The organism is Streptomyces sp. NBC_01716 (genome assembly GCF_036248275.1).
GTDB lineage: Bacteria > Actinomycetota > Actinomycetes > Streptomycetales > Streptomycetaceae > Streptomyces.
The window spans coordinates 8,280,472-8,305,571 of the sequence record NZ_CP109181.1; the positions used below are offsets into that span (position 1 = coordinate 8,280,472).

The window sequence follows — 25,100 nt, forward strand, 5'->3', positions numbered from 1 at the left end:
CCATCCGTCCAAAGTATCCGTCAACTCCGCTGAAATGAACGGCGCTTGGACTCTTGACAGGTCAAAGCCCAGTCACGACATTGCACAGCAGACCGCGACCGAGGAGCCATCGAGGAGCCAGGGGATGCTGACGATGCAGGGCGTGTCCAAGAGCTTTCTCGGGGTGCGTGTGCTCCATGACGTGGGACTCGACCTTCAACCCGGCGAGGTCCACGCCCTGGTGGGCGAGAACGGCGCCGGGAAATCCACCCTGATGAAGGTCCTGGCCGGCGAACACACCCCCGACACCGGCACGATCACGCTCGACGGAACGGCGCACACCTTCAGCCACCCCGGGCAGGCGCAGGCCGCCGGGATCGGCATCATCCACCAGGAGTTCGCGCTCCTCGCCCACCGCACCGTCGCCGAGAACGTTTTCCTCGGCCGGGAGCCGACCCGCCGCGGCCTTGTGGACCGCGCGGCCATGGAGCGGCGCACCGCCGAACTCCTCGCCGAGATCGACGAGACGGGCATCACCCCGCGCACGCTCGTCCGCGAGCTGTCCGTCGCCCGGCAGCAGACGGTCGAGATCGTCAAGGCGCTCGCCTCCGACGTGCGTGTGCTTGTCATGGACGAGCCAACTGCGCCGCTCGCCGAACACGAGGTCGCGCTCCTGTCGGCCCTGGTCCGCCGGCTGACCGCGCGCGGCCTCGGCATCCTCTACATCTCGCACCGCCTCAAGGAGGTCTTCGACCTCTCGGCACGCGTCACCGTCCTCAAGGACGGCCGCCATGTCACCACCGTCCGCACCGCCGACACCACGCCGGACGACATTGTCCGCGCGATGGTCGGCCGCGATCTGACCGCCTACTACCCGCCGAGGGCGGCCCACGACGAGATCGGCGACGTACGGCTCACCGTCACCGGCGGCGGCAACGCCCGCCTCAGGGACATCGACCTCACCCTGCGCGCCGGCGAGGTCGTGGGCATCGCGGGCCTGCAAGGCGCGGGGCGTACGGCGCTGGCCCGCGCCCTCTTCGGAGCCGCACCCTTCACCACCGGCGCCATGACCGTCGGCGGCAGGCCCCTGCGGCCGACGAGACCGCGCCAGGCCATCCGCGCGGGCATCGCCCTGGTCACCGAGGACCGCAAGGGCGAGGGGCTGGCCCTGCGCCAGTCGGTGCGGGACAACGCGCTGCTGGTCACCAGGGCCGTCGCGGTACGGGGCAGACCCCCGGCAGGACGGGAGGTCACCGCACTCCTGGAACGCGTACGGCTCCAGTCGCGCGGCGAGGACCAGCAGGCCCAGTACCTCTCCGGCGGCAACCAGCAGAAGGTCGTCATCGCCAAATGGCTGGCGGCCGGTCCCCAGGTGCTGCTCTTCGACGAGCCCACCCGGGGTGTCGACGTCGGGGCCAAGGCCGCCATCCACACCCTCGTACGCGAACTCGCCCGCGAGGGCCTCGCCGTGCTGATCATCTCCTCCGAACTGCCGGAGCTGATCGGGATGAGCGACCGGATCCATGTGATGTCCGAAGGCCGCCTCGTCGGTGAACTGCCCGCAGGGGCCGCCGAGGAGAGCATCATGCGCCTCGCGACGGCCGGCTCGGACCGCTCCGCCGGTGCCACGGACGCCCCGCGGGAGGGCGCCGCATGACCACCGTCGAATCGGCTCCCGCCCCGTCCGGACCCCCCTCGAAGCGGACATCGTTGTCCAAGAACAGGGCGCTGCGCTCGGTGCGCCGGTCCTTCGATCCCGTCGTCGGCGTCTGGCTCGCCGCACTCGCCGTGACCGTCCTCGGCTGGATCGTCGTCGCCGCCCAGGGCGGGAACTTCCTCACCACCACCAACGCCGTCGCGATCCTCCAGAACTGCGTGGCGCTCGGCCTGGTCGCCGTCGGCCAGTCCGCCGTCATCCTCACCGGCTCGCTCGACCTCTCCGTCGCCTACCTCATCAGTCTCGGCACGCTCGTCGCCGCCGAGACCATGGCGAGCGGCGGTGTCGTCACCGCCGTGATCGCCGTCCTCACCCTGTCCGTCGCCGTCGGACTCGCCAACGGGCTGATCGTCACCGGTCTCAAGGTCAACGCGTTCATCGCCACCCTCGGCATGGCGTTCATCCTGCGCGGCTGGATCGAGGACAACTACACCGGACCCGCCGGTGAGGTGCCCGTCTCCTTCCAGCGCCTCGGCTACGACCGTATCGGCCCCGTACCCGTCTCGGTGTTCCTCCTCATCGCCGTGGCGGCCGTCATGTGGCTCATCACCCGCCGTACCCGACTCGGCCACCACATGTACGCCACCGGCGGCGACGAACACGCCGCCCGGCTCTCCGGCGTACGCACCGGGCGCACCGTCGTGATCGCCCATGTCCTGTGCTCGCTCTGCGTCGGCGCCGCCGCGCTCTTCCTCGCGGCGCGGCTCGGCGCGGGCGCCCCGTGGGCGGGCACCGAGGCACGCTACGACCTGGAGTCGATCGCCGCCGTGGTCCTCGGCGGCACGGCGCTCGCGGGCGGCCGAGGGGGAGTGGCGGGCACCCTCGGCGGCGTGTTCGTCCTCGCCGTGCTCGACAGCGTGTTCAACCAGCTCTCCGTGGACCCGTTCTTCAAGAACGTCGTACGCGGCGTCGTCATCATCGCCGCCGTCGCCATCTACGCCAGACCCGGAAGGACCCCGAAGGCACCGAAGGCCCGGAAGGGAGGGGGCAGCGCATGAGCGCCCCGACCAAGACCCCGAACCCGGCCGAGCCGGCGAAGGACAGAGCCCCGACGGGCGCCGCCGGCACCCGGATCGTCCGCGCGCTCGGCACCGGAATCCCCGTCTACGCGCTCCTCGCCGTGCTGCTCGTCGCGCTGCTGATCACCGACCCGGGCTTCTACGAGCCCGACAGCTTCCTCTCCTTCGTCAAGCGCGCCGCGCCGCTGGTGATCCTGGCCGCCGGGCAGTATCTGGTCATCGTCTGCGGGGAGTTCGACCTCTCCGTCGGAGCGATCGTCACCGCGGGCGTGGTCGTCGCCGCCGAGCTGTACGGCTCCTTCCCCGACGCCCACTGGCTGGTGGTCACCGCTGTCCTGCTCGTCGCAGGCGCTCTGGCCGGGCTCGTCAGCGGACTGATCACCACCGTCCTTCGGGTGCCGTCGTTCATCACCACCCTCGGCATGATGCTCATCCTCGAAGGCGCCGTCTTCTTCTGGACCGGAGGCTCACCCCAGGGCGTACTGCCCACCGCGTTCCGCCAGTTGGGCCGCGGCACCGCCTTCGGCTGGCTGCCCTGGGCGGTCGTCGCCTGTCTGGTCGCCGGGACGGTCGCCGTCCTCGTGATGCGCTCCGACTTCGGACGTGCGCTCGTCGCCACCGGCGACAGCGACCGCGCCGCCGCCCTCGCCGGTGTGCGGGTGATCCGCGTGCGGACCGTCGCCTTCATCCTCTCCGGCGCAGCCGCGGCGCTCGCCGCCGTCCTCGTCGGAGGGTTCTCCGGAGTCTCCGCACAGGCGGGCAGGGGTTACGAGTTCGAGGCCATCACCGCCGTCGTCCTCGGCGGAGTGGTCCTCGGCGGCGGCCGGGGCTCGGTGGTCGCCGCCATGGCCGGTGCCTTCTCCCTCCAGGCACTGTTCACCCTGCTCAACCTCCAAGGCGTGTCCGGAGCCCTGGAGTCCACCGTCCAAGGTGTCATCGTCATCGCCGCGGTCGGCCTCGGAGCCGCCGACTGGTCCCGGCTGCGCCGCCGTCGTACGCCACTCGGCAGCGGGCCACCAGGCCACGCACCACCGGACCGTACGCACCCCACCGGTACGCACCCCTCGGGAGGAACACCCTCATGACCCTCATCCGTACCGTCCGCGGACGCGCGCTCGCCGCGGGCGCGGCGCTGCTCGGCGCCGTACTCGTCACCTCCTGCACGAGCGACGCGCCCCCCGAGTCTCCGCCGGCCGCGTCGGGCAGCGGGAGCACGGCGGACGCGGGCACCGGGAAACAGTCCACGTTCTTCGAACAGGCGGAGTACGACCGCCAGTTGGCCCTTGCCGGCGAGACGCCCGAGGGGCCGGCTGGCAAACCGTGGGAGCAGATGCTCAACCCGCAGATGGTCGACACCTCCCAGTACAAGACGGCCGACCCGGGCGGCATCGAACTCTGCTTCTCCAACGCCGGTGTCTTCAACCCCTGGCGGCAGGTGGGGCTGAAGAACATGCGCGCCGAGGTGAAACTCCACAAGGAGATCACCAAGTTCACCGTCCTGGACGCCCAGGGCAAGGACGACAAGCAGATCTCCGACATCCAGGAGCTGTCCGCCCGCGGCTGCGACGCGCTGATCGTCTCGCCGAACACGACGGCCACCCTCACCCCCGCCGTGAAGCAGGCCTGCGGCAAGCTGCCGGTCGTCGTCTTCGACCGGGGCGTGGAGACCGACTGCGCCGTCACCTTCGTCAACCCGATCGGCGGCTACGCGTACGGCGCGGTGGCGGCCGACTTCCTCGTCGAGAAGGTCAAGCCGAAGGGCAAGATCCTCGCGCTGCGCATCTCGCCCGGCGTGGACGTCCTGGAGACCCGCTGGTCGGCGGCGAAGGTCGCCTTCGACAAGAGTGAACTCGACGTCGTGGACGTGAAGTTCACCGACGGTGACCCCGCGAAGGCCAAGTCGATCGTGACCGACGCGCTCACCCGGCACGGCGACATCGACGGTGTGTGGATGGACTCCGGGGCCACGGCCGTCGCCGCCGTCGAGGCATTCGAGGACGCGGGCAAGGACGTACCGCCCATCACCGGCGAGGACCAGCAGGACTTCCTCCAGGCGTGGCAGGACAAGGACCTCACGGCGATAGCCCCCGCGTACCCGACCTTCCAGTGGCGTACGCCGGTGATCGCCGCGCTGAACATCCTCAAGGGCCAGAAGGTGCCCAAGGAGTGGAAGCTGCCGCAGCCCACCATCACCCAGGAGAATCTCGCGGACTATCTCAAGCCCGGTATGCCGCCGCTGCATTACGCGATGTGCGGGTGCGAGTCGATGCCCGGCTTCCCGAAGGACTGGGGCGGCAAGTGACGGCGCGGGCCGGGACGTCACCCGCACTCCCGCCGTTCGCGCTCGGCGCCAACCCATGGATCTGGCACTCACCGGTCGACGGGGAAGCCCTGGCCCGAACGCTGCCACGACTGGCCGCCTGGGGCTTCGACTGCGTCGAACTCCCGCTGGAGACGGCCGACGACTGGGAGCCCGCCGCCGCGTCGAAGCTGCTGGACGCGACCGGGCTCGCCCCGGCCGCCGTCGTCGCCGTCATGCCGCCGGGCCGCGATCTCGTGGCGACCGATCCCGCGACCGTACGCACCACGCGGGACTATCTGCGGCGCTGTGTCGACGCCGCCCACGCGATCGGGGCGCCCGTCGTGGCAGGACCGGTCTACACGGCCGTCGGGCGCTCCTGGCGCATGACGGACGGCGAGCGGGCGGCGGCCTGGGCAGAGTGGCGTGAGCACATCGCGCCCGTCGTCGCGCACGCACGGCAGGCGGGGGTGACGATCGCCGTCGAGCCGCTGAACCGGTACGAGACGAGTCTGCTCAACACCGTCGCCCAGTGCCTGGAAGCCATGACCGGCCTGGACCCGGCGGGCATCGGCATCGCGCTCGACGTCTACCACCAGAACATCGAGGAGCGCGGTCTGCCCGGCGCCGTACGGGAGGCGGGGGACCGAGTCGTCCATGTCCAGGTGTGCGCCAACGACCGGGGCGCGCCCGGCGCCGACCATCTCGACTGGCCCGGCTTTCTGACCGCGCTCGCGAACGGCGGCTACCGGGGGCCGCTCTGCATCGAGTCCTTCACCGCGCACAACGACGCGATCGCGGTCGCAGCCTCCGTCTGGCGTCCGCTCGCGGCCAGTCAGGATTCGCTCGCCACCGACGGTCTGGCGTTCCTGCGCCGGGTTCTCGCCGGCGGCTGAGCACCGCCCGGCGGGCCGGGAACCGACCGACCGCTCCATCCCCCCAGAGAGGATCGGAAGATGAAATGGCATGCGCATGACAGTGACCATGGCAGAGGGCAGCCCGGAGACCGTGGCGGGAAACGGCGTGGGAGAGCGCTCCGAAGAGCGTTCGTCGCCGCGGTCGGCGCCCTGCTGCTCGCCCTGACCGCCCTGCCCACCGGCGCCGGAGCCGCCGAGAAGGATCCCGCCTTCAAGGCCCTGCTCTTCACCCGCGCCGTCGGCTACGTCCACGGATCCATCCCGAACGGCATCACGATGTTCGAGGAGGAGGCCGCCGAGAACGGCTTCGAGATCGTCCAGAGCGACGACCCCACCGTCTTCAGCGACGACAACCTCGCGCAGTACGACGCGATCGTGATGCTCCAGAACTCCGGCATGGTCTGGGACACCGAGGACCAGCGCCAGGCCATGAAGACGTTCGTCCAGAGCGGCAAGGGCATCGTCGCCATCCACAACACCCTCGACATGGGCGTCGAGGAGGCCTTCCCCTGGTGGGACGAGACCATCAACGGCGGCGCCCACATGCCCACTCACTCGCCCGGCGTGCTCCAGGGCACGGCCAAGGTCGCCGACCAGGTCCACCCCTCCACCAAGGGACTGCCCGAGCGCTGGGAGCGCCCGGAGGAGTGGTACAACTTCGACGAGAACCCCCGCGGTGACGTCCATGTCCTGGTCACCGCAGACGAGACGACATACAACCCCGGCCCCGACGCCATGGGCGCCGACCACCCCATCTCCTGGTGCCGCAGTACCGAGGGCGGCAAGGTCTGGGCCACCGCCATGGGCCATGACGCCCCCGCCTACGACGAAGAGGCCTTCCGCGACCACGTCGTCGGCGGACTCCAGTGGGCGGCGGGCCAGAAGCCCGGCGACTGCGGCGGCACCGACTGGGGCGCCTACGAGAAGGTCACCCTCGACGACAACACCGCCGACCCGATGGAGCTCGATGTCGCGGACGACGGCCGTGCCGTCTACGCGCAGCGGGGCGGCGAACTGAAGATCTTCGACCCCGCCTCCCACTCCACCGTCACCGCGGGCAAGCTCGACGTCTACACCGGCGGCGAGGACGGCCTCGTCGGCATGGAACTCGACCCCGACTTCGCGAAGAACAACTGGATCTATCTCTACTACGCGCCGGCCGCCGAGACCAAGGACGTCAACCGGCTCTCCCGCTTCACCCTCAAAGGCAACACCCTCGACCTGAACAGCGAGAAGAAGCTCCTCGACGTCCCCGCCTACCGCTCCCGCACCTTCACCGAGCCCGGACACACCGGCGGCGCGGTCGAGTTCGGCCCCGACGGCACCCTGTACCTCGGCGTCGGCGACGACGTACCGCCCAACCTCGACCCCGACTGGCAGGGCTACGCCCCCATCGACTGGCGGCCCGGCAAAGAGATGCTCGACGCCGCGCGCACCGCGGGCAACACCAACGACCTCCGCGGCAAGCTGCTGCGTATCAAGCCCAAGAGCAGCGGCGGCTACACCATCCCCAAGGGCAACCTCTTCGCCAAGGGCACCGCCAAGACCCGTCCCGAGATCTACGCGATGGGCTTCCGCAACCCGTTCCGCTTCACCGTCGACCGGGAGACGGGCTACGTGCACGTCGCCGACTACGGCCCGGACCGCGGACTGCCCACCACCGACCGGGGCCCCGAGGGCCTGGTCGAGTACAACGTCCTCAAGAAGCCGGCGAACCTCGGCTGGCCGTTCTGCCACGGCGACAACCAGGCGTACGCGCCGTACAACCCGGACACCGAGGAGATCGGCGCGAAGTTCGACTGCGCCAACCCGACGAACCCCTCGCCCAACAACACGGGCCTCACCAAATTGCCGCCGATCCAGCAGCCCGAACTCTGGTACGGCTACGGCGTGTCCGAGCGGTTCCCGGAGATGGGCGAGGGCGGCTCGGCCCCGATGGGCGGACCGGTCTACCGCTACGACGCCGACAACCCCTCGGAGACGAAGTTCCCCGAGTACTTCGACGGCGCGAGCTTCCTCTACGAGTGGTCACGCAACTACATCAAGGAAGTCCGCTTCGACAAGGACGAGAAGCTCCTCAAGGTCAACGACTTCATGGACTCGGTGGCGTTCAAGAGCCCCATGGACATGACGTTCGGGCCCGACGGTTCGCTCTACGTCCTGGAGTGGGGCAGCGAGTTCGGCGGCGGCAACAACGACTCCGGGCTCTACCGCATCGACTACGCCCAGGGGCGCCGGAGCCCCGTCGCCAAGGCAGCCGCCTCCGTCACCGACGGACCGCTCCCGCTCGAAGTGGACTTCTCCAGCGCGGGCAGCGCCGATCCGGACGGCGACGCGCTGACCTACGAGTGGGACTTCGACGGAGACGGCACCTACGACTCCACCGACGAGAACGCCACCCACACCTACACCCAGGCGGGCGAGTTCAGCGCCCAGCTGAAGGTCACCGACTCCACCGGGAAGTCCGGCTTCGCCAACGTGCCCATCACCGCGGGCAACACCACCCCGAAGGTCACCATCGACATCCCCGTCAACGGCAAACTCATCGAGTTCGGCGACCAGATCCCGTACAAGATCACCGTCACCGATCCGGAGGACGGGACCGTCGACTGCTCCAAGGTCACCATCAACCCGGCACTCGGGCACGACGAGCACGAGCACCCCACCAACGACATCCCCGGGTGCGAGGGCACCGTCGACACCGGTGACCTCGGCGGCCATCCCGAGGGCGCCGACCTCACCTACGTACTCAACGCCAAGTACACCGACGGCGGCGGGGCCGGGGCACCGGCGCTCACCGGCTACGGGCGTGCCGTCCTGCAACCGAAGCTCAAGCAGGCCGAGTACTACGACGACCAGTCGGGCACACGCGTCGTCGACCAGGCGGGCGCCGCCAACGGCAAACGCATCGGTGACATCAGCAACGGCGACTGGGTGGCCTTCGAACCGATGAGCGTGGAAGGCATCGACTCGGTGCGCTACCAGATCTCGTCCCCGTACGGAGTCGGCGCGATCGAACTGCGCGCCGGCGCGCCGGACGGCGAACTGCTCGCCACCACCCCGATCCCCAACACCGGGGACTGGGACGTGTATCAGCCGACCGATCCGGTACCGGTGAAGGCCCACCCGGGCACTCACAAGCTCTATCTCGTCTTCACGTCACCGCAGAACAATTCGTTCGACGTGGACACGGTCGAGTTCGCCGGACCGTAGGGACCGACGGTCCCGAGGAACCCGAAGACGCACGTCGCGCGCCCGGTGTGTCGGCACCGGGCGCGCGACGCGCCGCTCCAACGGCCCGGCCACGCGGATCAGCCGGAGACCTGCCGGAGATCAGCGGGTCCCGACCGCGGCCCGCACGGCACGGCGGGCCATCGCACAGTCCTCGTGCAGCCGCCGCAGCAGCAGCCGCTGCTCCTCGCCCGTCGGCGCCGCACCCTGCGCGGGCCGGCTCGCCCCGGCGGCGGGCGCCTCGCGCATGGTGCGCTGCACCGCCGTCTCGTACTTACGGATCTCCCCGGTCAGCACCAGCATCAGATTGACCAGGAATGCGTCCCGGTCCGCCGTACTCCTGACCTGCGCGAGCTTGCTGATCTGCTGGCGTGCCAGCGGGTTGTTCCCGAGCACCATCCACAGCGTCGCCAGGTCGTACCCGGGCAGATACCAGCCCGCGTGCTCCCAGTCGACCAGCACCGCCCCCGCCGGTGACAGCAGCATGTTGGAGAGCAGCGCGTCACCGTGGCAGAACTGCCGCATGCCCGGGCGCCCCAGACCACGCAGCAGCGTCTGGAGATCCCCCAGGTCCCGGTCGGTGAAGAGACCGAGCTCGTGGTAACGGGTGATCCGCGACGCGTAGTCGAGACCGGCGACGAACATGTCGCCAGGCGGACGCCAGGTGTTGAGCCGGGTCACCGCGCCCAGCACGGCCCGTACGTCGGCGCGCGGGGGAGCCTCGACGGGGTGCCGCGACAGGGCCGCTGCCCGGCCCGGCATCCGCTCGACCACCAGCGTGCAGTTGTCGGGATCGGCGGCGATCAGCCGGGGGGCCCGTACCGGCGGACGGTGCCGCACGAACGAGCGGTAAGTGGCTATCTCGTGCCGGAAGCTCTCGGCCCACGCGGGTGACTGGTCCACCAGACACTTGGCCACCGCGGTCGTCCGCCCGGTCGTCCCGACCAGCAGCACCGAGCGGCCGCTGCGCCGCAGCACCTGCACCGGGTTGAACTCCGGACAGATCCGGTGCACCGCGGCGACGGCCATCCTCAACTGCGCGCCCTGCGGGCCCGACAGATCCAGTCGCCCGCCGAGCGGCCCGCCGGCCGTGGCCACCGGACGCCTGGTCCGGCCGGCATGGGTGGGGTCGAGATACGGTCCGCCGCCGGCGGCGGGAGGCCGCTGCTGACGGGGCGGGACGGTCACGGAGGACGATGCTGTGTACGACGACGTTGTGTACATGGGCCAACGGATCCCTTCGTGTACCGACGAATTCCGCGCCACCCGTCCCGGCGGTCCTTCCGCACCCTGGGGAATGTGATCGGAACCCCCGGGGCGGGGTGGCGCGTTCCTACACGACACCCGGTCACGGGTGGCACACCACGTAGCGCACCCTGGCGAAGCCTGGCGATTAGTCGCCAGGCATCTGACAGGGGGTTACTGTCAACTCAGCCGAGAACCTGGGGGCTTGACGTGACCGGAGAACCCAACGCCCGCCTGTCGGACCTGTTCGGCCTCGCCGGCTGGTCCAAGGGCGAACTCGCGCGGCTGGTGAACAGAGAGGCGGCGGCCCTCGGCCACCCGCAACTGGCCACCGACACCTCGCGGGTCAGACGCTGGATCGACATGGGCGAGATCCCACGCGATCCGGTACCGAGGGTGATGGCGTCTCTGTTCACCGAGCGGCTCGGCCGTGTCGTGACCATCGAGGACCTCGGGTTCGTACGACACGGACGCGCGGGGAGACGACGGGACGCCGGGAACGCATCGAACCCCGACGGCCTGCCTTGGGCGCCCGACCGGACGGCCGTGGTCCTCACCGAATTCACGGGAATGGACCTCATGCTCAACCGACGCGGCTTGGTGGGCGCGGGCGCCGTGCTCACCGCAGGCACCGCACTCACCAGTTCCATGTACGACTGGCTGCACTCCGACCCCGCACTGACCGCCGACGCTCCCCGCAGCGCCGATCCCCTGCACGCCGACCCCGCTGGGTACGACCGCTACGAGGCCGCCCCCATCGGGTCCCAGGAGATCGACGCGCTGGAACACTCGGTCGACGTGTTCCGGGCCTGGGACGCCGACCGGGGAGGCGGCCTCCAGCGCAAGGCGGTGGTGGGCCAGCTCAACGAGGTGGGCGGCATGCTCTCGTACCGCCACCCCCCTCATCTCCAGCGGCGCCTGTGGGGCGTCGCCGCCAACCTGGCGGTGCTCGCCGGCTGGATGTCGCACGACGTCGGCCTCGAACCCACCGCCCAGAAGTACTTCGTCATCGCCACCCACGCGGCGCGCGAGGGCGGCGACCGTCCGCGCGCGGGCGAGGCGCTCTCCAGGGCGGCCCGTCAGATGGTCCATCTGGGGCGGCCGGACGAGGCGCTCGACCTGATGAAACTGGCCAAGTCCGGTTCCGGGGACGAGGTGCTGCCCCGTACCCGGGCGATGCTCTGCACGATCGAGGCCTGGGCACAGGCGTCGATGGGGCGCGGCCAGGCCATGCGCAGGACCCTGGGCGACGCGGAGGACCTGTTCGTCTCGGACAAGGGCGACGTGCCGCCGCCGAGTTGGATGCAGATGTTCGACGAGGCGGATCTGCACGGCATGGAGGCGCTGGCCTACCGTACGCTCGCCGATCATGAGCCGGCGGCGGCGGCCATAGCTCAACGGCATGCCAAGCGGGCGATCGAGCTGCGTCAGAACGGCCGCCAGCGGTCGATGATCTTCGACTATCTCTCCCTGGCCTCGGCCTGCTTCATCGCGGACGATCCCGAACAGGCCGACCGTTACGCGCGGTTGGCGCTGGTGTCGATGGGGGAGACCTCGTCGCACCGCACCTGGGACCGGCTGCGGGAGATGTACCGGCTCACGGGTCAGTACACGACGCACGCCTCCATCCAGGAGCTGCGCGAGGAGATCGACGCGGTCCTGCCGCCGCGTACGGAGAAGGAGTCGAGGAGCTCGGAGATCTAGGACTCCGGGCCGAAGCTCGGAGATCTAGGACTCCGGGCCGATCCTGGCCACCAGTACACAGGCGTCGTCGTCGCGTCCGGTCTCGCCGAACTCCTCGACGACCGTCCTGACACTGTCCTGCGCGTCACGTGCCCCGGTCAGCCGGGGCCCGAGCGCCAGGAGCCGGTCGACGCCGGTCCGGTCCGTCAGCCTGCCGGTGTGCAGCACCAGCAGATCACCGGGCAGCAACTGGATCTCGGCCTGTTCGTACGCGGCGCCCGATGTCGCGCCGAGCAGGACACCGTCCAGCGGAGTCAGCGTGCGCCCCGTCCCGTCGCGGAACAGCAGCGGGGCGGGGTTTCCCGCCTGCGCCCAGACGAGGGTGCGGGTCTCGGCGCGGTAGCGGCAGCAGACCGCGCTGCCGAGCGCCGGCTGCTCGGCCGCGTCGAGCAGTTGATTGAGATGGCCCAGCAACGCGCCGGGCTCGACACCCGCCACCGCCATACCGCGCTGGGCGCCGAGGAGCATCGCCATCGTGGAGGCGGCCGTCACCCCATGGCCGGTGAGATCGCCGACCGTCAACAGGGTGTTCCCGTCGGGGAGTTTGAGCGCGTCGAACCAGTCGCCGCCGACCAGTCCGCCGCCGGCCGGCGGCAGATAGTGGCCCGCCAGGTCCAGTGTGCCCGGCTCGCTCTGCGGGGACTGGAGGGCCCCGCGCCACGACGGCAGCACGGCCTCCTGCAACTCGACCACGAGCCGCTGTTCGGTCCTGGCGCTCCGTTCCTTGCGCCGGAGCGAGTCACCGCACTCGTGGACGGCGCGCCGGCTGCGGCGTAACTCGCTGACGTCGCGCAGCACCGCCCACATGGAGGCAGCGCAGCCGTCGGAGTCGAGCACGGGCTCGCCCATCATGTGCAGCGTGCGCACCTGCCGGTCGGGCCTGACGATACGGAACTCGCTGTCGATGGGCCTGCCGTCGACAAGACACTCGGTCACCAGCGTCTGGAGCAGGCTCTGGTCCTCGGCGACCATCACGGACGGCAGTTCGTCCAGGGTCATCGGGCCAGCCCCGGGCTTCCGGCCGAAGATCTCGTACAGCTCCGGGGACCAGGTGACCTCGTCGGTGAGGAGATTCCACTCGGCGGTGCCGACCCTGCTCAGTGGCGAACCGTTCCTGTCGCCGGGCGCCGACGCGTCCGCCGCCTCCGTGGCGGGCGATTCCGGCTCGTCGTCGGGCAGTCCGTTCTTGAGCTGCCCCAAGTGGGAGCCGAGATCGTCCAGTTGATGAACCGCCAGGTCACAGAGCGCGCGCTGCCAGCGCCACTGCGTGTCGTGCTCGTCGGCCACGCCGTCCCTGCGCACGGCGTCCACGTCGCCGCGCAGCCTGCGGGTGCGTGTGATGAGCGACTCGACCACGTCCCGCTCCGGTGGCTGCGGCGTGGGGGGGTCCGCGAACAGATGGGACGGCATCTCGAACTCCGATACAGGCGTGGCACTGCCAGGTCTGAAGGATGGATCGTTACGACTGTTGCACAGGCCGCTACGGCTCGTAAGGGATTCGGCAACACTCGATTCGGTGGTGCTTCCGGCATATGCCACAGGCCGGACACGTGACCTACCGTGACCGAAGGACCGACACCGACTGGGGACCGTCGACTCTAGTGCGTGGGCTGGGGAGGCCGGTCCTCCCTCCTTTCCTCCTGCTCTGCCGTGCGGTGGTGGTCCGTGAAGTGATCGGCTATCTCACGCGCGGTGAGCCGGTCTCCGAAGGCATAGGTGTCCGTCGCTTCGGAGAACCCGGTGAAATGATGCGTGCTCTCCCCGTCGGGATGCCGTATCAGCGATTGGTCGATGTTGGCGAAGCCGAAGCGCAGAAGGAAAGCGCGCCCGGGAAACGCCCTCGCCAGCTGTTCCGCGGTTTCCCTGGCCGCCGGCAGTTGGAGAGGCCCGCTCGGCAGGGGCAGGCCGAGAAGGCCGCGTGCCGTCGCCGCTTCGCAGACGACGATGGACGCGTAGGTCAGCCAGACACGCAGTTCCTCGTGGCTGATCAGGGTCTCAAGGTGATGCGGCACCAGATCGAGTACGACATGCGCGCCGGCCCGTGAGCCGCGGCGCATGGCTTCGAGGACCGCGCTCCGGCGGGGTTCGGAGAGCAGACTGTAGCCGTCGGCGACGATGAAGTCGGTGTCCGCCAGGACATCGCCGTTGCTCGCTATGTGGTCAGAGGTGAGTGCCGAGTTCGCACTGCCGGGGCTGGCGATCATCAGTCGGCTGCCTTGCTGGGTCCCCCCGTCGCGGATCGCCACGACGGTGCCCGTGGGACGGCCGGGACTGCGGAACAGGCGGGTGTCTACGCCGCAGGAGCGCAGCGCGGACTCCGCCCAGGAACCCTGTTCGTCGGTGCCCACCACTCCCACCAGCCGGACCCTGCGGAAATGGGCTCGCGCGGCGATCGCGAAGTTGGCGGCCGTGCCTCCCACATGCACCTTGAGCGGTGCCGAGGTGAGATGATCGCCCGTCAGTGCGCCGAAACGGGGGGCGATGACTCCGGTGACCTCCAGGTTCACATCGCCGAGCACGGTGATACGCGCGGGATTCTCCTCACCCACCTGCGGTGATTTCCCGGTAGCGGGCGAAGCAGTCGGCGACGATGGACTCCTCGGCCGAGACCCGGAGCCGTTCCCTGGTGTACTCCGCGGGTGTCACCCACCGGTACGCGGTGTGCTCCTCCGAGACCGTCACCTCCCGGGAATCGGTGCCGGCGAGATAGAAGGCGACGAGGATGGGGTTGCCGCTCTGGTGGTGGTCCCACTTGAGCCAGCAGCTCTGGGACAGCACGGTGACACTCAGACCGGTCTCTTCCCGTACCTCGCGGTGCAGACCGCTCAACGGGGCCTCGCGATCGGTGAGAGTGCCACCGGGCAGATCCCACATGTACTTTCGCTTCTTCTCATTCTCTTTGAGGAGCAGCATTTTGCCGTCCGGGGAGAAGACAAACGCAAATGCCGCGGCCATGTAGAGGGAATAGGATGACCGCTTTTCGGTGGAGAGCATGGTCCCGTATCCGGTGTGTGAAGGCATTGGTCTGTCTCTCTTCTCTGTCATACGAGGGGACTCCAGATCGCCTCACGGGAGACGATCCCTTTCCATAGACCGACGTCGGCCAGTTTCTCGCACGAGTCGAGCTCCTCCGACGTCCGTGTCGCGAGTTCGATCTTCGGTATCTCGAACTGATGGCCAAGATGAACGCGTTTGGTGTCCATGTGGTCGGTCCGCAGGGACGTCAGGAGAGCGAACGCCTGTGAGACGCACTCCCGTGCTCGGGATTCGCCCGATCCCGCCCGCGCCAGACAGTGCCAGCGGGCCTGGGCCAGCAGAACGCTGCTGAGCGCGAATTTACCCGCCACGATGCCGAACGGCTTGCGGTCCCGCTCGGGAGTGAACCCGCCCCGTGCGCTCTCAACGGCCTTGTCCCACATGGTCTGAGTCACTGCCTGCAGGTTCACCAGGCTGCTGACGACGGTGGCGAAGGCGGCCGTGCCGTTCAGCCGGCCCTCGTAGTGGGTGCCGACTCCCGTGACCCCGCGCAGTTCGGCGAACTGGGCGCTCCCGTTCCGCAGCGCCTCATGGGCCGATCGCAGAGCGGCGTTGCGTACCAGCTCAGGCGGAGACGGTGACAGGGCCTGCTCCAGGCGGCATTGGGCGAGAAGCACCCAGCTGTCGCCCAGGCCGCACAGGACGGCAGGCTCACGCGCCGCCCTGAGCGAAGGCTCCAGAGTCGCGATGGCAGCCTCGAAACACGTCTGGGCGGGGCCCAGTTCACCCAGCTGCCGATGACGGACCCCGGCGATGTGCAGGCGCTCCACCTCCAGGTCCGCGAGCACACTCTGCGACAGGTTGCGGTACGGGCCTTCGAGGACCACGAGAAGTTCCTCGTACCGGTTGAGCTTCAGCAGCGACTTGGACAAGTAGTAGAAGAGGAGCGAGTGTTCGGGCACCGTGAGGAGCCCGTGATTGCGCTGGGACGATTCGAGCCGGTCCACGAGGTGCGCGATGCTCTGTCTGTAGTCGCCCACGTCGTAGAGACCGAAGGCGAGCCGCAGATGGTAGTCGAGTTTCGCGTGCGCGGCCGGGGAGCGTTCGATCAGATCTGTCACCGGGCGGCGCCGCAGACAGTAGCCCTGCTCGGTGTCCTTGACGCCGGTGATGGAGAAGCGTGAGAGTTCGTCCCGGTTCCTGGCCGTGAGCGCCTGGTTGGCTTCCCGTACCAGCGCCGACAGACGCCGCCGGTGGGCCACGTCGAGTCTCAGCAGCAGTTCCCCCTCGCCGATCGCCGACGGGTACGCCTCGGCGAGAACCCTGATCAGCGCTGCCGCCGACGCCCCGGGTTCGCTCGCCGCGGCCTCCCGCAGCGCGGTCACGCGAGTGATCTCGGTCCGCTCGTCCAGCGAATCCGACGGCTCCCATTCCTCGCACAGTTGGTGCAGCGCCTGCCAGATACGGGTGCTGTCACCGGCCGGCCTCGGCCCGCCGTGGCCGGCGCGATAGGAGGCGGTGTGATCCGTGGCGTCGGCGGCCGGGGCCGCGGCACGGGTGAAGAACGTGTTGTGGATCGAGCGGCAGAAGACCACCGGCGCCCCCCAGTCCGGCAGGATCCCCGACGCGGAGATTCTCCGTCTGCCGTCGGAGACGGCCTCGTCCAGCGAGGCACCGGCGGCCAGTGCCGTGTAGAAGGCGCGGCTGAACGCGGCGGCATGGGCGTCCTCGACCGGCAGCTGCATGACCACCACCGCCGGAACACCGGCTTCCACCAGGAGGGTTCCCAGCCCCAGACGGTGCGCGCCCAGACCTTCCGTGGGATTGCAGGTGTTGATCACCGCGATCTTCACCTTGGCCGCCTTCAGCAGTACGGCCAGCTTCTCGCCGGACAGGAGGGCTTCACGCCCGCCGTCGTCCGCGATTGCCAGTCCCACCATGTCGCTGCCGTCCAGACGAGAGCGGTGCATCGAGTGCCCGGCGAAGTGGAAGACATCGTAGGAGGTGCACAGGGCGGATTCCAGTGCGGCGGCCGTGACGGGATCGGGCAGTCGCTCCACGCGCAGGCGCGTGTTCCCGGCCGGTCCCTGGGAGCCCAGATCGGCGGCGGCGAGAGCGGGCAGCCCCGGCAGCTGTCTCGCGGAGGCGGACAGCACACTCAGCGCCGCGCCGTCGGTGCCCTCCAGGACGGGCTGAGGCGAAGGCATCGCCTCGTGCCGCATGATCGACACCGCCGGGTGGAGCGCCAGATACGGGACCAGGGCATCGTCGTCGGCGCGCAGCGGAACGTGGGCGAACTCCCATGGCAGGCTGGCCGCCCAGGTTTCGCGTACGACGAGCCGGAGCCGGATACCGGCGGTGGCGTCCGACTCACCTGGAAACGCGGCACGGAACAGATCGAGGACCTCGCCCGGCAGGAGAATCCCGCCGAGCAGTGTGCCCAGTTCGAAACAGGCACCGGCCGAGATCCTGCGGCCGTCGAGCTCGGCCACCAGCTTGTCGATCCGTCTCCGGTCGACGGAGACCGCGGTGGTGCTGCGGGTCTCACCGACGGGGCACGACGCCTGCACGGCCCAGGCGGTGTCGTCGAATGCCGTGATCTCCACCCGGAAGTCAAGATATTCACGCATAGGAGGTGTCCTCGACGGCTCCGGAAGTACGCAGGGGATGGAACTCCGTGCCGGGATTCTCCCGCAACAGTTCCGACATCCGCTCCAGCATGGCGTTGGCCGAGCGGTCGATGCAGTCTCCACAGGCGTCCGGGAACGTGGCCAGCAGCTTTCTGCCGTGGGGTGAGGCGTGGACATCGGCGACTGTCGTCGAGGCGTCCAGCTCGCCGAACATCACCCGTGGTCTGTCCGGTTCCTCGGCGCGGTAGCCCTCGCCGCGATAACGGCCGCAGGGCACGACGGCGGCACGGTCGGGCCGGCTGCCGACCTCGACGACCGCGCGGTGGGTCGAGGCACGGCAAACTTTGAAGAATCTGCTGGGCACGTATCCGGTGTCGGTCAGATCGCGGGTCGGCAGGAACGCCTGGAATCCGGTGCCCGTGACGGAGGCGCGGATCTCCGCGAACTGGGCACGCAAGGAGGCGAGTTGGTCCTCGCTGAAGTGCACCTTGTGGTCGTTGCCGAGCACCACTCGGAACGAGATGTGATCGAATCCGGTGTCGCGGGCCAGCCGGGCGATCTCCGCCGTCTCGGCCGCGTTGCCGGGATGGATCATCGATGTCGCGCCCAGCGGCATCAGCTGAGCCGCGTCCTGGCCGAATTCCCTCTCCCGTAACCTCACCAGCCTGCCGACCACACCCAGAATCGAACTCACCGGGAAGCGCCCCAGACGCTGCCCGTGGAGCTGCCATCTCGTACTGTCACGTGCCGCGTTGAGACTGATCCGCAGATAGGTGCGGGCTGCCAGGAGCGTCGGAAGCAGCGAATCCGACAACAGATCGCCGGCTGTCAGCACCGCGGTGCGCAGGTCCTTCTCCGCGCACAGAGAGATCGCCTCCGGCAGTCGCGGATGTGTCAACGGGTCGCCACCGCCGTCGAATCGGACGACCCGCACTCCGTCTGCCGCCCACCGCCGGATCAGCGCCAGCATCACGTCGCCGTCAAGGATTCGCCCTTCCTTGCGTGTCAGCCGGTAGGAGGCGGAGAAGCAGAAGGAACAGGCCGATGGGCAGGCCATGCTCACATCGAAATCCATCTGCACCGGCCCCCGGATCTCGCCCAGGGCAACCGCGCGCAAACGCTCGACATGGTCGTCGAGACGTCCGGGAATGATCTCGCCGCCATGGCCGGGCACCACGGTCCAGTCACCTGACGGCCGCACCGCCAGCAACGCGTCCCACCGACCGAAGACCGCGTTGTCCGTACCGTGGACGAACCGACCGTCCGCGACCGGCAGCATCGACCAGCACCGGGTACGGCCGCTCCCGTCGCGCCCGACGATCGCCACGACACCGCGGCCGGCGATCGTCAGCGGCAGGGCCACCGTCCTCGCGCCGGCGCTTCCCTCGTCCGCGGTCGGCGCGGGACCGGACGCGGAACCGGCCAGGAACTCGGACAGGGCATGCGAGAGAAGATCGCGCCCCGTCGGCACGCCCGCCGCCCGCAGGAGCCCGACACAGCGCCGGGACAGGAGAGCCTGTCCGACCGCTTCTCGGACGCCGGCATCCGGAGGGCGGACGTCACACGCCGTCACGGTGACCGCCCGACTCGCCGGGTTCGGTGAGCCGAGACCCGGGTTCCGGCGGACGAATCGGGCTGTCTTCCTCCCTCCCTCCCCGATACACCAACGACATCCTCCGTACTCGGCCGCCACGCAACTGGCAGACCCTGAACAGCGGAGTCAGCCCCGTGGGCGACACCACCCGCGCAGCGATCCCCGCCTCGGAGTTCACCTGCACCCGCGACGCCAGCTCCGCCAGGGACGCACCCGGCTCACCGCCCTGTACGCGCAGATCGAGGCGGCCACCCCTCCGGCTGGAAACCACCACCACCGCCGACCGGGCCTTCACCACCTCGGTCACCACGACCCACTCCCGCTGCCAGTCTCCGCCCAGCCCGATCAGCGCACGCTCCACCGCGGGCAGATCGGAGATGGCGCTCGTCACCGCCCGACTCGCCTGAAAGAACGTGGCATGTGAACGCTTGAACGAAACGGTGACCCGCGTCTGAGCGCCCGCCATGGAACCGGCGAGCAGGCCGGCCTGGCCGTGCCATTCGACCTCCACCTGTCCGGCGGACGCGTATTCGAGATCACCGGGTGTGCCCACGGGGCGCATCCCGAAGTCAACACGCAAACCGGCGAGAGTGGTGTATGGCTCGAAGCGGCTGCCGCGCAACACACCGACATCTCCCACGGAGATGCGCGTTCCCGGCAACCAGGTCGCCAGATACCCGAACTGCTGCCGCATCTCAGTCGCGTACTGCTCATGAACAGCGGTCACATACCACCCCCTGGTAGGCGCCTCACTTTCAGAGTGACACACTATGGGCCTTTTGGGGACAGCACCCGGTCGACCGTGAAAAGCCTGCTACCAGAGGCGGTTCGGCAGGAAAACCGGCCCTGCCGAAATGCCGCTCCGTCAGCGCGTGGGGGCACGGTGGAGCACGACGAGCAGTCGCCACACCTGTCCGGCGACCGCCTCCGGCGGTGCGTCGATCAGGCCGTGCAGCCAGTCCGCGAGTACGCCGGCGAACGACGCGGCGACCGCCGAGGCGATCAACTCCGGCTCGGGCGCGCCCGCCAGGGCCCGTTCGGTGCGGCTGCGCTCCCGCAGCTCCCGGTGGAGCAACTCGCCGAGCGGGCCGCTTCCGCCGGGGCGCAGCAGCGTGCGGTACAGGCCGGCGTGGGGTACGAGACCGGTGAAGAACGCCGTCAGATCGGGTGGCGGCGAAGCGGGGTCCGGCAGACCGCGCCAGGCGTGCAGCGCGTCCACGGCGTCCCGGACGACCGTGGCGCACGCGTCGACGGCGAGGGCCCCGAGGTCCGCGTAGTGCAGATAGAACGTGGCCCGGCCGACCCCCGCCCTGCGTACCAGCGCGGTTACGCCGACCTGTTCGAGCGGACGCTCCGCGCACTCGTCGAGGAGCGCCTGCCGCAGGGCGGCCCGGGTCCGGGCCGCGCGCGGATCGCCCGTCATCCTGCCGCCAGTACGACGGCCAGCGCGACGGCGCCCGGCAGTGCCTGGACGAAGAGGATGCGGCGGTTCGCCGTGGCCGCGCCGTACACCCCGGCGACGACCACACAGCTCAGGAAGAATATCTGCGCGTGACGCCCCGTCGGGTCGGCCGCGATCAGACCCCAGACCAGGCCCGCCGCCAGGAATCCGTTGTAGAGACCCTGGTTGGCGGCCAGGGGCGCGGTGGCTCGGGCCATCTCCGCGTCGAAGCCGGACAGGCTCAGGCCGGGGCCGCGCTCCCAGAGGAACATCTCCAGCACCATGGCGTAGACGTGGAAGGCGGCCACGAGGGCGACCAGGATCTGGGCGGCGGTAGTCACGGGGGCATCCTCAGGGGTCATTCTTCTGGACAGATGTCCGTGAACTATAGACATCTGTCCAGAAGATGGCTCACCCGCCCCCGCTGTTCGGCCGAGCCTCGTCGTCCCCGTCCCAACTCGCCGGTCCCTGCTGCCGGTTGATGCCCGCGGAGAGCAGCGCGTCCTCGCACCGCGCCACCGCCGTCTCCCTGGAGGGCACTTGCCGCCACGCGCCCTCGCCACCCGCCCGGCTGCCCTCGTCGGCATGCGGTGCCAGATCGCCGACCACCGTCACCTGATGCCCCTGTGATGCCAGCCTGGTCAGCGCCTCCCGCAGCATGATCTCTGCGAACGGCCTGATCTCCGAGACGTCCTCCAGATCGAGCACCACCCAACCGGGCTCCCCGGGCACGACGTTGCCCAGTTCGTGCAGCAGCCGCTCCGACTCCGTGAAGTCGAGGATCCCCTGGGCGGCCACGATCGCCACGTTGTCGCCCGCGCGCTCGATCACCTCGCGCTCGGCCTCGCTGCGCGGGCGGTCGGACGGCGCCGTCCGGGCGGTCTCCGCGAGCTTCACTGTCGGGGCCGTACGCGAGGAGCGGCGCATCAGATGCAGCCCGAACCGCGCCGACAGCTCGCGCAGCACGGCCACGCCCCGTACCGGGGTGCCCGTGGCGTCCAGCGGCGGGCTGTGCACCGCGAGACCGAACCGCGCCGGGCTGGCGGCGATCAGCCCGCCCGACACACCGCTCTTCGCGGGCAGTCCGACGCGCAGCAGCCAGTCGCCCGACGCGTTGTACATCCCGCAGGAGGCCATCACCGCGAGGACCTGCACCGCCACCGGTTCGGGCACCACCGTCTCGCCGGTGGAGGGGTTGACGCCGCCGTTGGCCAGCGTCGCGGCCATCACCGCCAGATCGACCGTCGTCACACGCACCGAGCACTGACGGAAGTACGTCTCCACGCCCGCCGGGCTGCCGGGCAGCGATCCCGCGCCGCGCATCAGATACGCCAGGGCCCGGTTGCGGTCGCCGGTCTCGGACTCCGAGGCGCGGACCCTCTCGTCCACGTCCAGCCGGCGTCCGGCGAACCGGCCGAGACAGTCGAGGATCCGCTCGAACCGCTCGTCCTCGTCCGTTCCCGGCACCAGCGCGGTCGTGACGATCGCCCCCGCGTTGATCATCGCGTTCGCCGGCCGCCCCGTGCTGGGCTCCAGACTGATCGCGTTGTACGCCTCGCCGCTGGGCTCGGCGCCGACCCAGCGGGTCACCTCGTCCAGGCCCAGCTCCGCCAGGACCAGGGCGTAGACGAACGGTTTCGACACCGACTGGAGGGTGAAGGGCGTGTCGACGCCGCCCGACCAGTAGTGGTTGCCGCCCATGCTGGTCAGCGCGATGCCGAAGGTACTCGGGTCGGCCGTGGCCAACTGCGGGATGTACGAGGCGACTTCACCCTCCTCCAGGGTGGCGACCCGCCGCTGGAGCTCCACCAGCGCGTCGGTGATCACATCGGTGGCCGGGACGTGTGTCACGGACGACCTCCAGGGGCTGTCTGCGGAGTGCGCCGGGCAGACCGAAGCCCCCGGTCGCGGACTCGGGCATCCGCGGCCGGGGGCTTCGGTCAGCATTCCCCGATGGGGGCGCTTGGAGTTGACGCCGCCCACTCTGGCAGCCGGGGTGATCACCCCCGGGGAGGCCGCGCCGTGTCGCCTGGCGGTGTCACCAGATGGACTCGGCCCATTCGGGGTGGTCGATGAACGGGTTCCGGTTGTGCTGGAACTGGCTGTATATGAGGTCGTTGCGGCGCTTCTCGAAGGCGTCCGGCGGGTCCTCGTCGTTCCACTGCTTCAGCACGGACAGCCGTCCCATCGCGGGGGCCGAGCCGTTGTTGACGCGGTCGTTCGGTTCGAGGTCGGCGAAGCTGTCGTTGCCCTCGTAGCGGACGGCCATGTAGAGGATCATGCGGGCGACATCGCCCTTGACCGCGTCGCGCGGCTCGTAGGAGTCGCTGTCGGTGAGGTTCCCGGGAGCGCCGCTGACCGGGCTGCCGCCGTTGTCGAAGTCCTTGTTCCCGCGGATGCCGTTGACCTGGACATCCTCGGGGCGCAGGTGGTGGACGTCGGTGCCGGGGCCCTGCGACGTACCGAAGTCGCCGTGGGACTGGGCCCATACGTGCTCGCGGTTCCAGTCGCCGACGTCGCCGCCGTTCTGCGACTTGGACCGTGAGGCTCCGGTGTAGAGGAGGATGACGTTGGCGGAGTTGGCCGGGTCCTGGTCGGTGACCTTGAGGGCTTCCCAGACGGCGCTGTACGACAGCTTCGTCTGGTCGCTGATGATGCCGTGCAGCGCGGTCTTGAGCGCGGGGCCGGTCTTGCCGATCGCGCCCTGGTAGTACGTGTCGTCCAGTGCGGCGATTCCGGTCGCGGCCGGGGTGCCGGCGGCGGTGGTGCCCGACGCGGTCGCCGGGGGTGTGGCGGCCGGGGCGGCGCCCGCGCTGCCGGCGAGCACCGCGGCGGCGGCGCACAGGGCCAGCACCGGCCGCACGGCGGGATGGTGACGACGGGACATGTGGGGAGTGTCCTCTCGATCAGGAGATCACCGCGCGTAGAACCGACGGGTGAGGCGCTGCGCACGGCGATCATCGCGATGTGACGTTTCCGCAGGAGCCTTCCACAGCACCTGTGACGCCGGGGTGAATGCTCCGCGACCATCATGTGCAGGTCAAGAAGTCTGCCGACGTTGGCCGTTGACCTGGCCCGTCCTGGGCTGCGCGTTCACATGGGTGGCCTGAAAACACACCGCTGATAATTTTGGTCCATACCAACTCCTTGACGGAGGCCGCGTGGCTGCCTTGAATCAAGCATTGAAATAAGTGCCACCGGCGCTTCGTCTCTCAGCAGCACCTGTCATACGCATGCCCCCCACGCAAAGCGATGTGATGACCGTGAGCATGTCCTGGCGGCGCCGAACGGCGCTGTACACCCTCGCACTTCTGTGCACCTCCGGAGCCGTGGCCGCCGTGCCCGCCGGAGCCTCCGCCACCGACGGCCCCCACGCCGCCGCGGCCCCCGCAGCGATCAAGTTCGCCGACGAGTTCGACGGTCCCGCCGGGTCCGGTGTCGACGGAAGCAAGTGGCAGATCGAGACCGGCGACAACGTCAACAACCACGAGCGGCAGTACTACACGTCCGGGAACAACAACGCCCAACTCGACGGGCAGGGCAATCTCGTCATCACCGCCCGCAAGGAGAACCCCGGCAACTACCAGTGCTGGTACGGGACGTGCGAGTACACCTCGTCCCGGCTGAACACCTCGGGCAAGTTCGACTCGGCGTACGGCCGGGTCGAGGCCCGCATGAAGATCCCGCGCGGGCAGGGCATCTGGCCCGCGTTCTGGATGCTCGGCAGCAACATGGGTGACGTCGGCTGGCCCAACAGCGGCGAGATCGACATCATGGAGAACGTCGGCTTCGAGCCGAACACCGTCCACGGCACGCTGCACGGCCCCGGTTACTCCGGCGAGGGCGGCATCGGCGCCGGCTACAGCCTGCCGAACGGCGAGGCGTTCGCGGACAACTTCCACACCTTCGCGGTCGACTGGGCGCCGGACTCCATCAAGTGGTCGGTGGACGGGCAGGTCTACCAGACTCGTACGCCCGCCGATCTCGGCGGCCGCGAGTGGGTGTTCAACAAACCGTTCTTCCTCATCCTCAACCTCGCGGTCGGCGGCTACTGGCCCGGCGACCCCGACGGCAGCACGGTCTTCCCGCAGCAACTGGTCGTCGACTACGTACGCGTCAGCGACTAGAACACCGGTCTGTTCGCAGGTCCCCGTGGCCGGACGGGCTCAGTGCTCCGTTCCCGGGCGCCGGACAGGGCTCCTCCCGCCCTGTCCGGCGCCCGGGGGCGAACCGGCCACCGGGCGGACCCGGTGAGCCGCCCCACCAGAAGTGGACGGTGACCTCGCATGACCGCCTCGTTCAAGCCCTG

19 protein-coding genes are annotated in these 25,100 nt (G+C 69.6%); 8 read left to right on the forward strand and 11 right to left on the reverse strand.

What is annotated here, in order from left to right; all coding sequences use genetic code 11:
* Positions 1–124: 124 nt before the first annotated feature.
* Genes OIE74_RS36800 through OIE74_RS36825 form a run of 6 tightly spaced genes read left to right on the forward strand, consistent with a single transcriptional unit; the run spans position 125 to position 9,144 of the window.
* Positions 125–1,636, forward strand: coding sequence for a sugar ABC transporter ATP-binding protein (locus OIE74_RS36800; protein ID WP_329391642.1), 1,512 nt, complete (start codon positions 125–127; stop codon positions 1,634–1,636).
* On the forward strand, positions 1,633–2,694 hold the full coding sequence (locus tag OIE74_RS36805) for an ABC transporter permease (RefSeq protein ID WP_329391644.1): 1,062 nt from the start codon (positions 1,633–1,635) through the stop codon (positions 2,692–2,694). The genes OIE74_RS36800 and OIE74_RS36805 overlap by 4 nt, the downstream gene beginning before the upstream one ends.
* Positions 2,691–3,800: an ABC transporter permease gene (locus tag OIE74_RS36810; protein ID WP_329391646.1), complete on the forward strand. Its 1,110-nt coding sequence runs from the start codon at positions 2,691–2,693 to the stop codon at positions 3,798–3,800. The genes OIE74_RS36805 and OIE74_RS36810 overlap by 4 nt, the downstream gene beginning before the upstream one ends.
* Positions 3,797–5,017, forward strand: a complete 1,221-nt coding sequence (locus tag OIE74_RS36815) for an ABC transporter substrate-binding protein (protein ID WP_329391648.1) — start codon at positions 3,797–3,799, stop codon at positions 5,015–5,017. Before OIE74_RS36810 ends, OIE74_RS36815 begins: the two co-directional genes overlap by 4 nt.
* The gene (locus OIE74_RS36820; protein WP_329391650.1) at positions 5,014–5,910 is read left to right on the forward strand and encodes a sugar phosphate isomerase/epimerase family protein; all 897 of its coding nucleotides are present in this window, start codon (positions 5,014–5,016) and stop codon (positions 5,908–5,910) included. The genes OIE74_RS36815 and OIE74_RS36820 overlap by 4 nt, the downstream gene beginning before the upstream one ends.
* Before the next feature lie 60 nt (positions 5,911–5,970).
* Positions 5,971–9,144, forward strand: a complete 3,174-nt coding sequence (locus OIE74_RS36825) for a ThuA domain-containing protein (protein WP_329391653.1) — start codon at positions 5,971–5,973, stop codon at positions 9,142–9,144.
* 120 nt (positions 9,145–9,264) lie between these two features.
* Here the strand turns inward: OIE74_RS36825 and OIE74_RS36830 are convergent, their stop codons facing one another.
* Positions 9,265–10,386, reverse strand: a complete 1,122-nt coding sequence (locus OIE74_RS36830; protein ID WP_329391656.1) for an aminoglycoside phosphotransferase family protein — start codon at positions 10,384–10,386, stop codon at positions 9,265–9,267.
* A 231-nt stretch (positions 10,387–10,617) separates the two neighbouring features.
* Here OIE74_RS36830 and OIE74_RS36835 point away from each other — a divergent pair, with 231 nt between their 5' ends.
* A complete protein-coding gene (locus OIE74_RS36835) occupies positions 10,618–12,111 on the forward strand; it encodes a DNA-binding protein NsdB (protein ID WP_329391658.1) in 1,494 nt (497 codons plus the stop codon).
* 24 nt (positions 12,112–12,135) lie between these two features.
* Here the strand turns inward: OIE74_RS36835 and OIE74_RS36840 are convergent, their stop codons facing one another.
* From OIE74_RS36840 to OIE74_RS36885, 10 genes are all read right to left on the reverse strand, one after another.
* Positions 12,136–13,560: a PP2C family protein-serine/threonine phosphatase gene (locus OIE74_RS36840; protein WP_329391660.1), complete on the reverse strand. Its 1,425-nt coding sequence runs from the start codon at positions 13,558–13,560 to the stop codon at positions 12,136–12,138.
* 188 nt (positions 13,561–13,748) lie between these two features.
* Positions 13,749–14,699: a carbohydrate kinase family protein gene (locus OIE74_RS36845; RefSeq protein WP_329391662.1), complete on the reverse strand. Its 951-nt coding sequence runs from the start codon at positions 14,697–14,699 to the stop codon at positions 13,749–13,751.
* Positions 14,692–15,105 (reverse strand): NUDIX hydrolase, encoded by a 414-nt coding sequence (locus OIE74_RS36850; RefSeq protein WP_329391664.1) that lies wholly within the window; start codon positions 15,103–15,105, stop codon positions 14,692–14,694. The genes OIE74_RS36845 and OIE74_RS36850 overlap by 8 nt, the downstream gene beginning before the upstream one ends.
* A gap of 86 nt (positions 15,106–15,191) precedes the next feature.
* On the reverse strand, positions 15,192–17,756 hold the full coding sequence (locus tag OIE74_RS36855; RefSeq protein WP_329391666.1) for a CHAT domain-containing protein: 2,565 nt from the start codon (positions 17,754–17,756) through the stop codon (positions 15,192–15,194).
* On the reverse strand, positions 17,749–19,227 hold the full coding sequence (locus OIE74_RS36860) for a radical SAM protein (protein WP_329391668.1): 1,479 nt from the start codon (positions 19,225–19,227) through the stop codon (positions 17,749–17,751). The genes OIE74_RS36855 and OIE74_RS36860 overlap by 8 nt, the downstream gene beginning before the upstream one ends.
* Positions 19,228–19,315: 88 nt before the next feature.
* Positions 19,316–20,077 (reverse strand): hypothetical protein, encoded by a 762-nt coding sequence (locus OIE74_RS36865; RefSeq protein WP_329391671.1) that lies wholly within the window; start codon positions 20,075–20,077, stop codon positions 19,316–19,318.
* 138 nt (positions 20,078–20,215) lie between these two features.
* Complete coding sequence (locus OIE74_RS36870) at positions 20,216–20,773, reverse strand: TetR/AcrR family transcriptional regulator (protein ID WP_329391674.1); 558 nt, start codon at positions 20,771–20,773, stop codon at positions 20,216–20,218.
* Positions 20,770–21,132, reverse strand: coding sequence for a DUF1304 domain-containing protein (locus OIE74_RS36875; protein WP_329391676.1), 363 nt, complete (start codon positions 21,130–21,132; stop codon positions 20,770–20,772). Before OIE74_RS36875 ends, OIE74_RS36870 begins: the two co-directional genes overlap by 4 nt.
* A 70-nt stretch (positions 21,133–21,202) precedes the next feature.
* Positions 21,203–22,642: a glutaminase A gene (glsA, locus tag OIE74_RS36880; protein WP_329391678.1), complete on the reverse strand. Its 1,440-nt coding sequence runs from the start codon at positions 22,640–22,642 to the stop codon at positions 21,203–21,205.
* 187 nt (positions 22,643–22,829) lie between these two features.
* Complete coding sequence (locus OIE74_RS36885) at positions 22,830–23,678, reverse strand: endonuclease I family protein (RefSeq protein ID WP_329391680.1); 849 nt, start codon at positions 23,676–23,678, stop codon at positions 22,830–22,832.
* Between the two features lie 370 nt (positions 23,679–24,048).
* On the opposite strand from OIE74_RS36885, the gene OIE74_RS36890 reads away from it, so the two are divergent.
* The gene (locus OIE74_RS36890) at positions 24,049–24,918 is read left to right on the forward strand and encodes a glycoside hydrolase family 16 protein (RefSeq protein WP_329391682.1); all 870 of its coding nucleotides are present in this window, start codon (positions 24,049–24,051) and stop codon (positions 24,916–24,918) included.
* Positions 24,919–25,100: the final 182 nt, after the last annotated feature.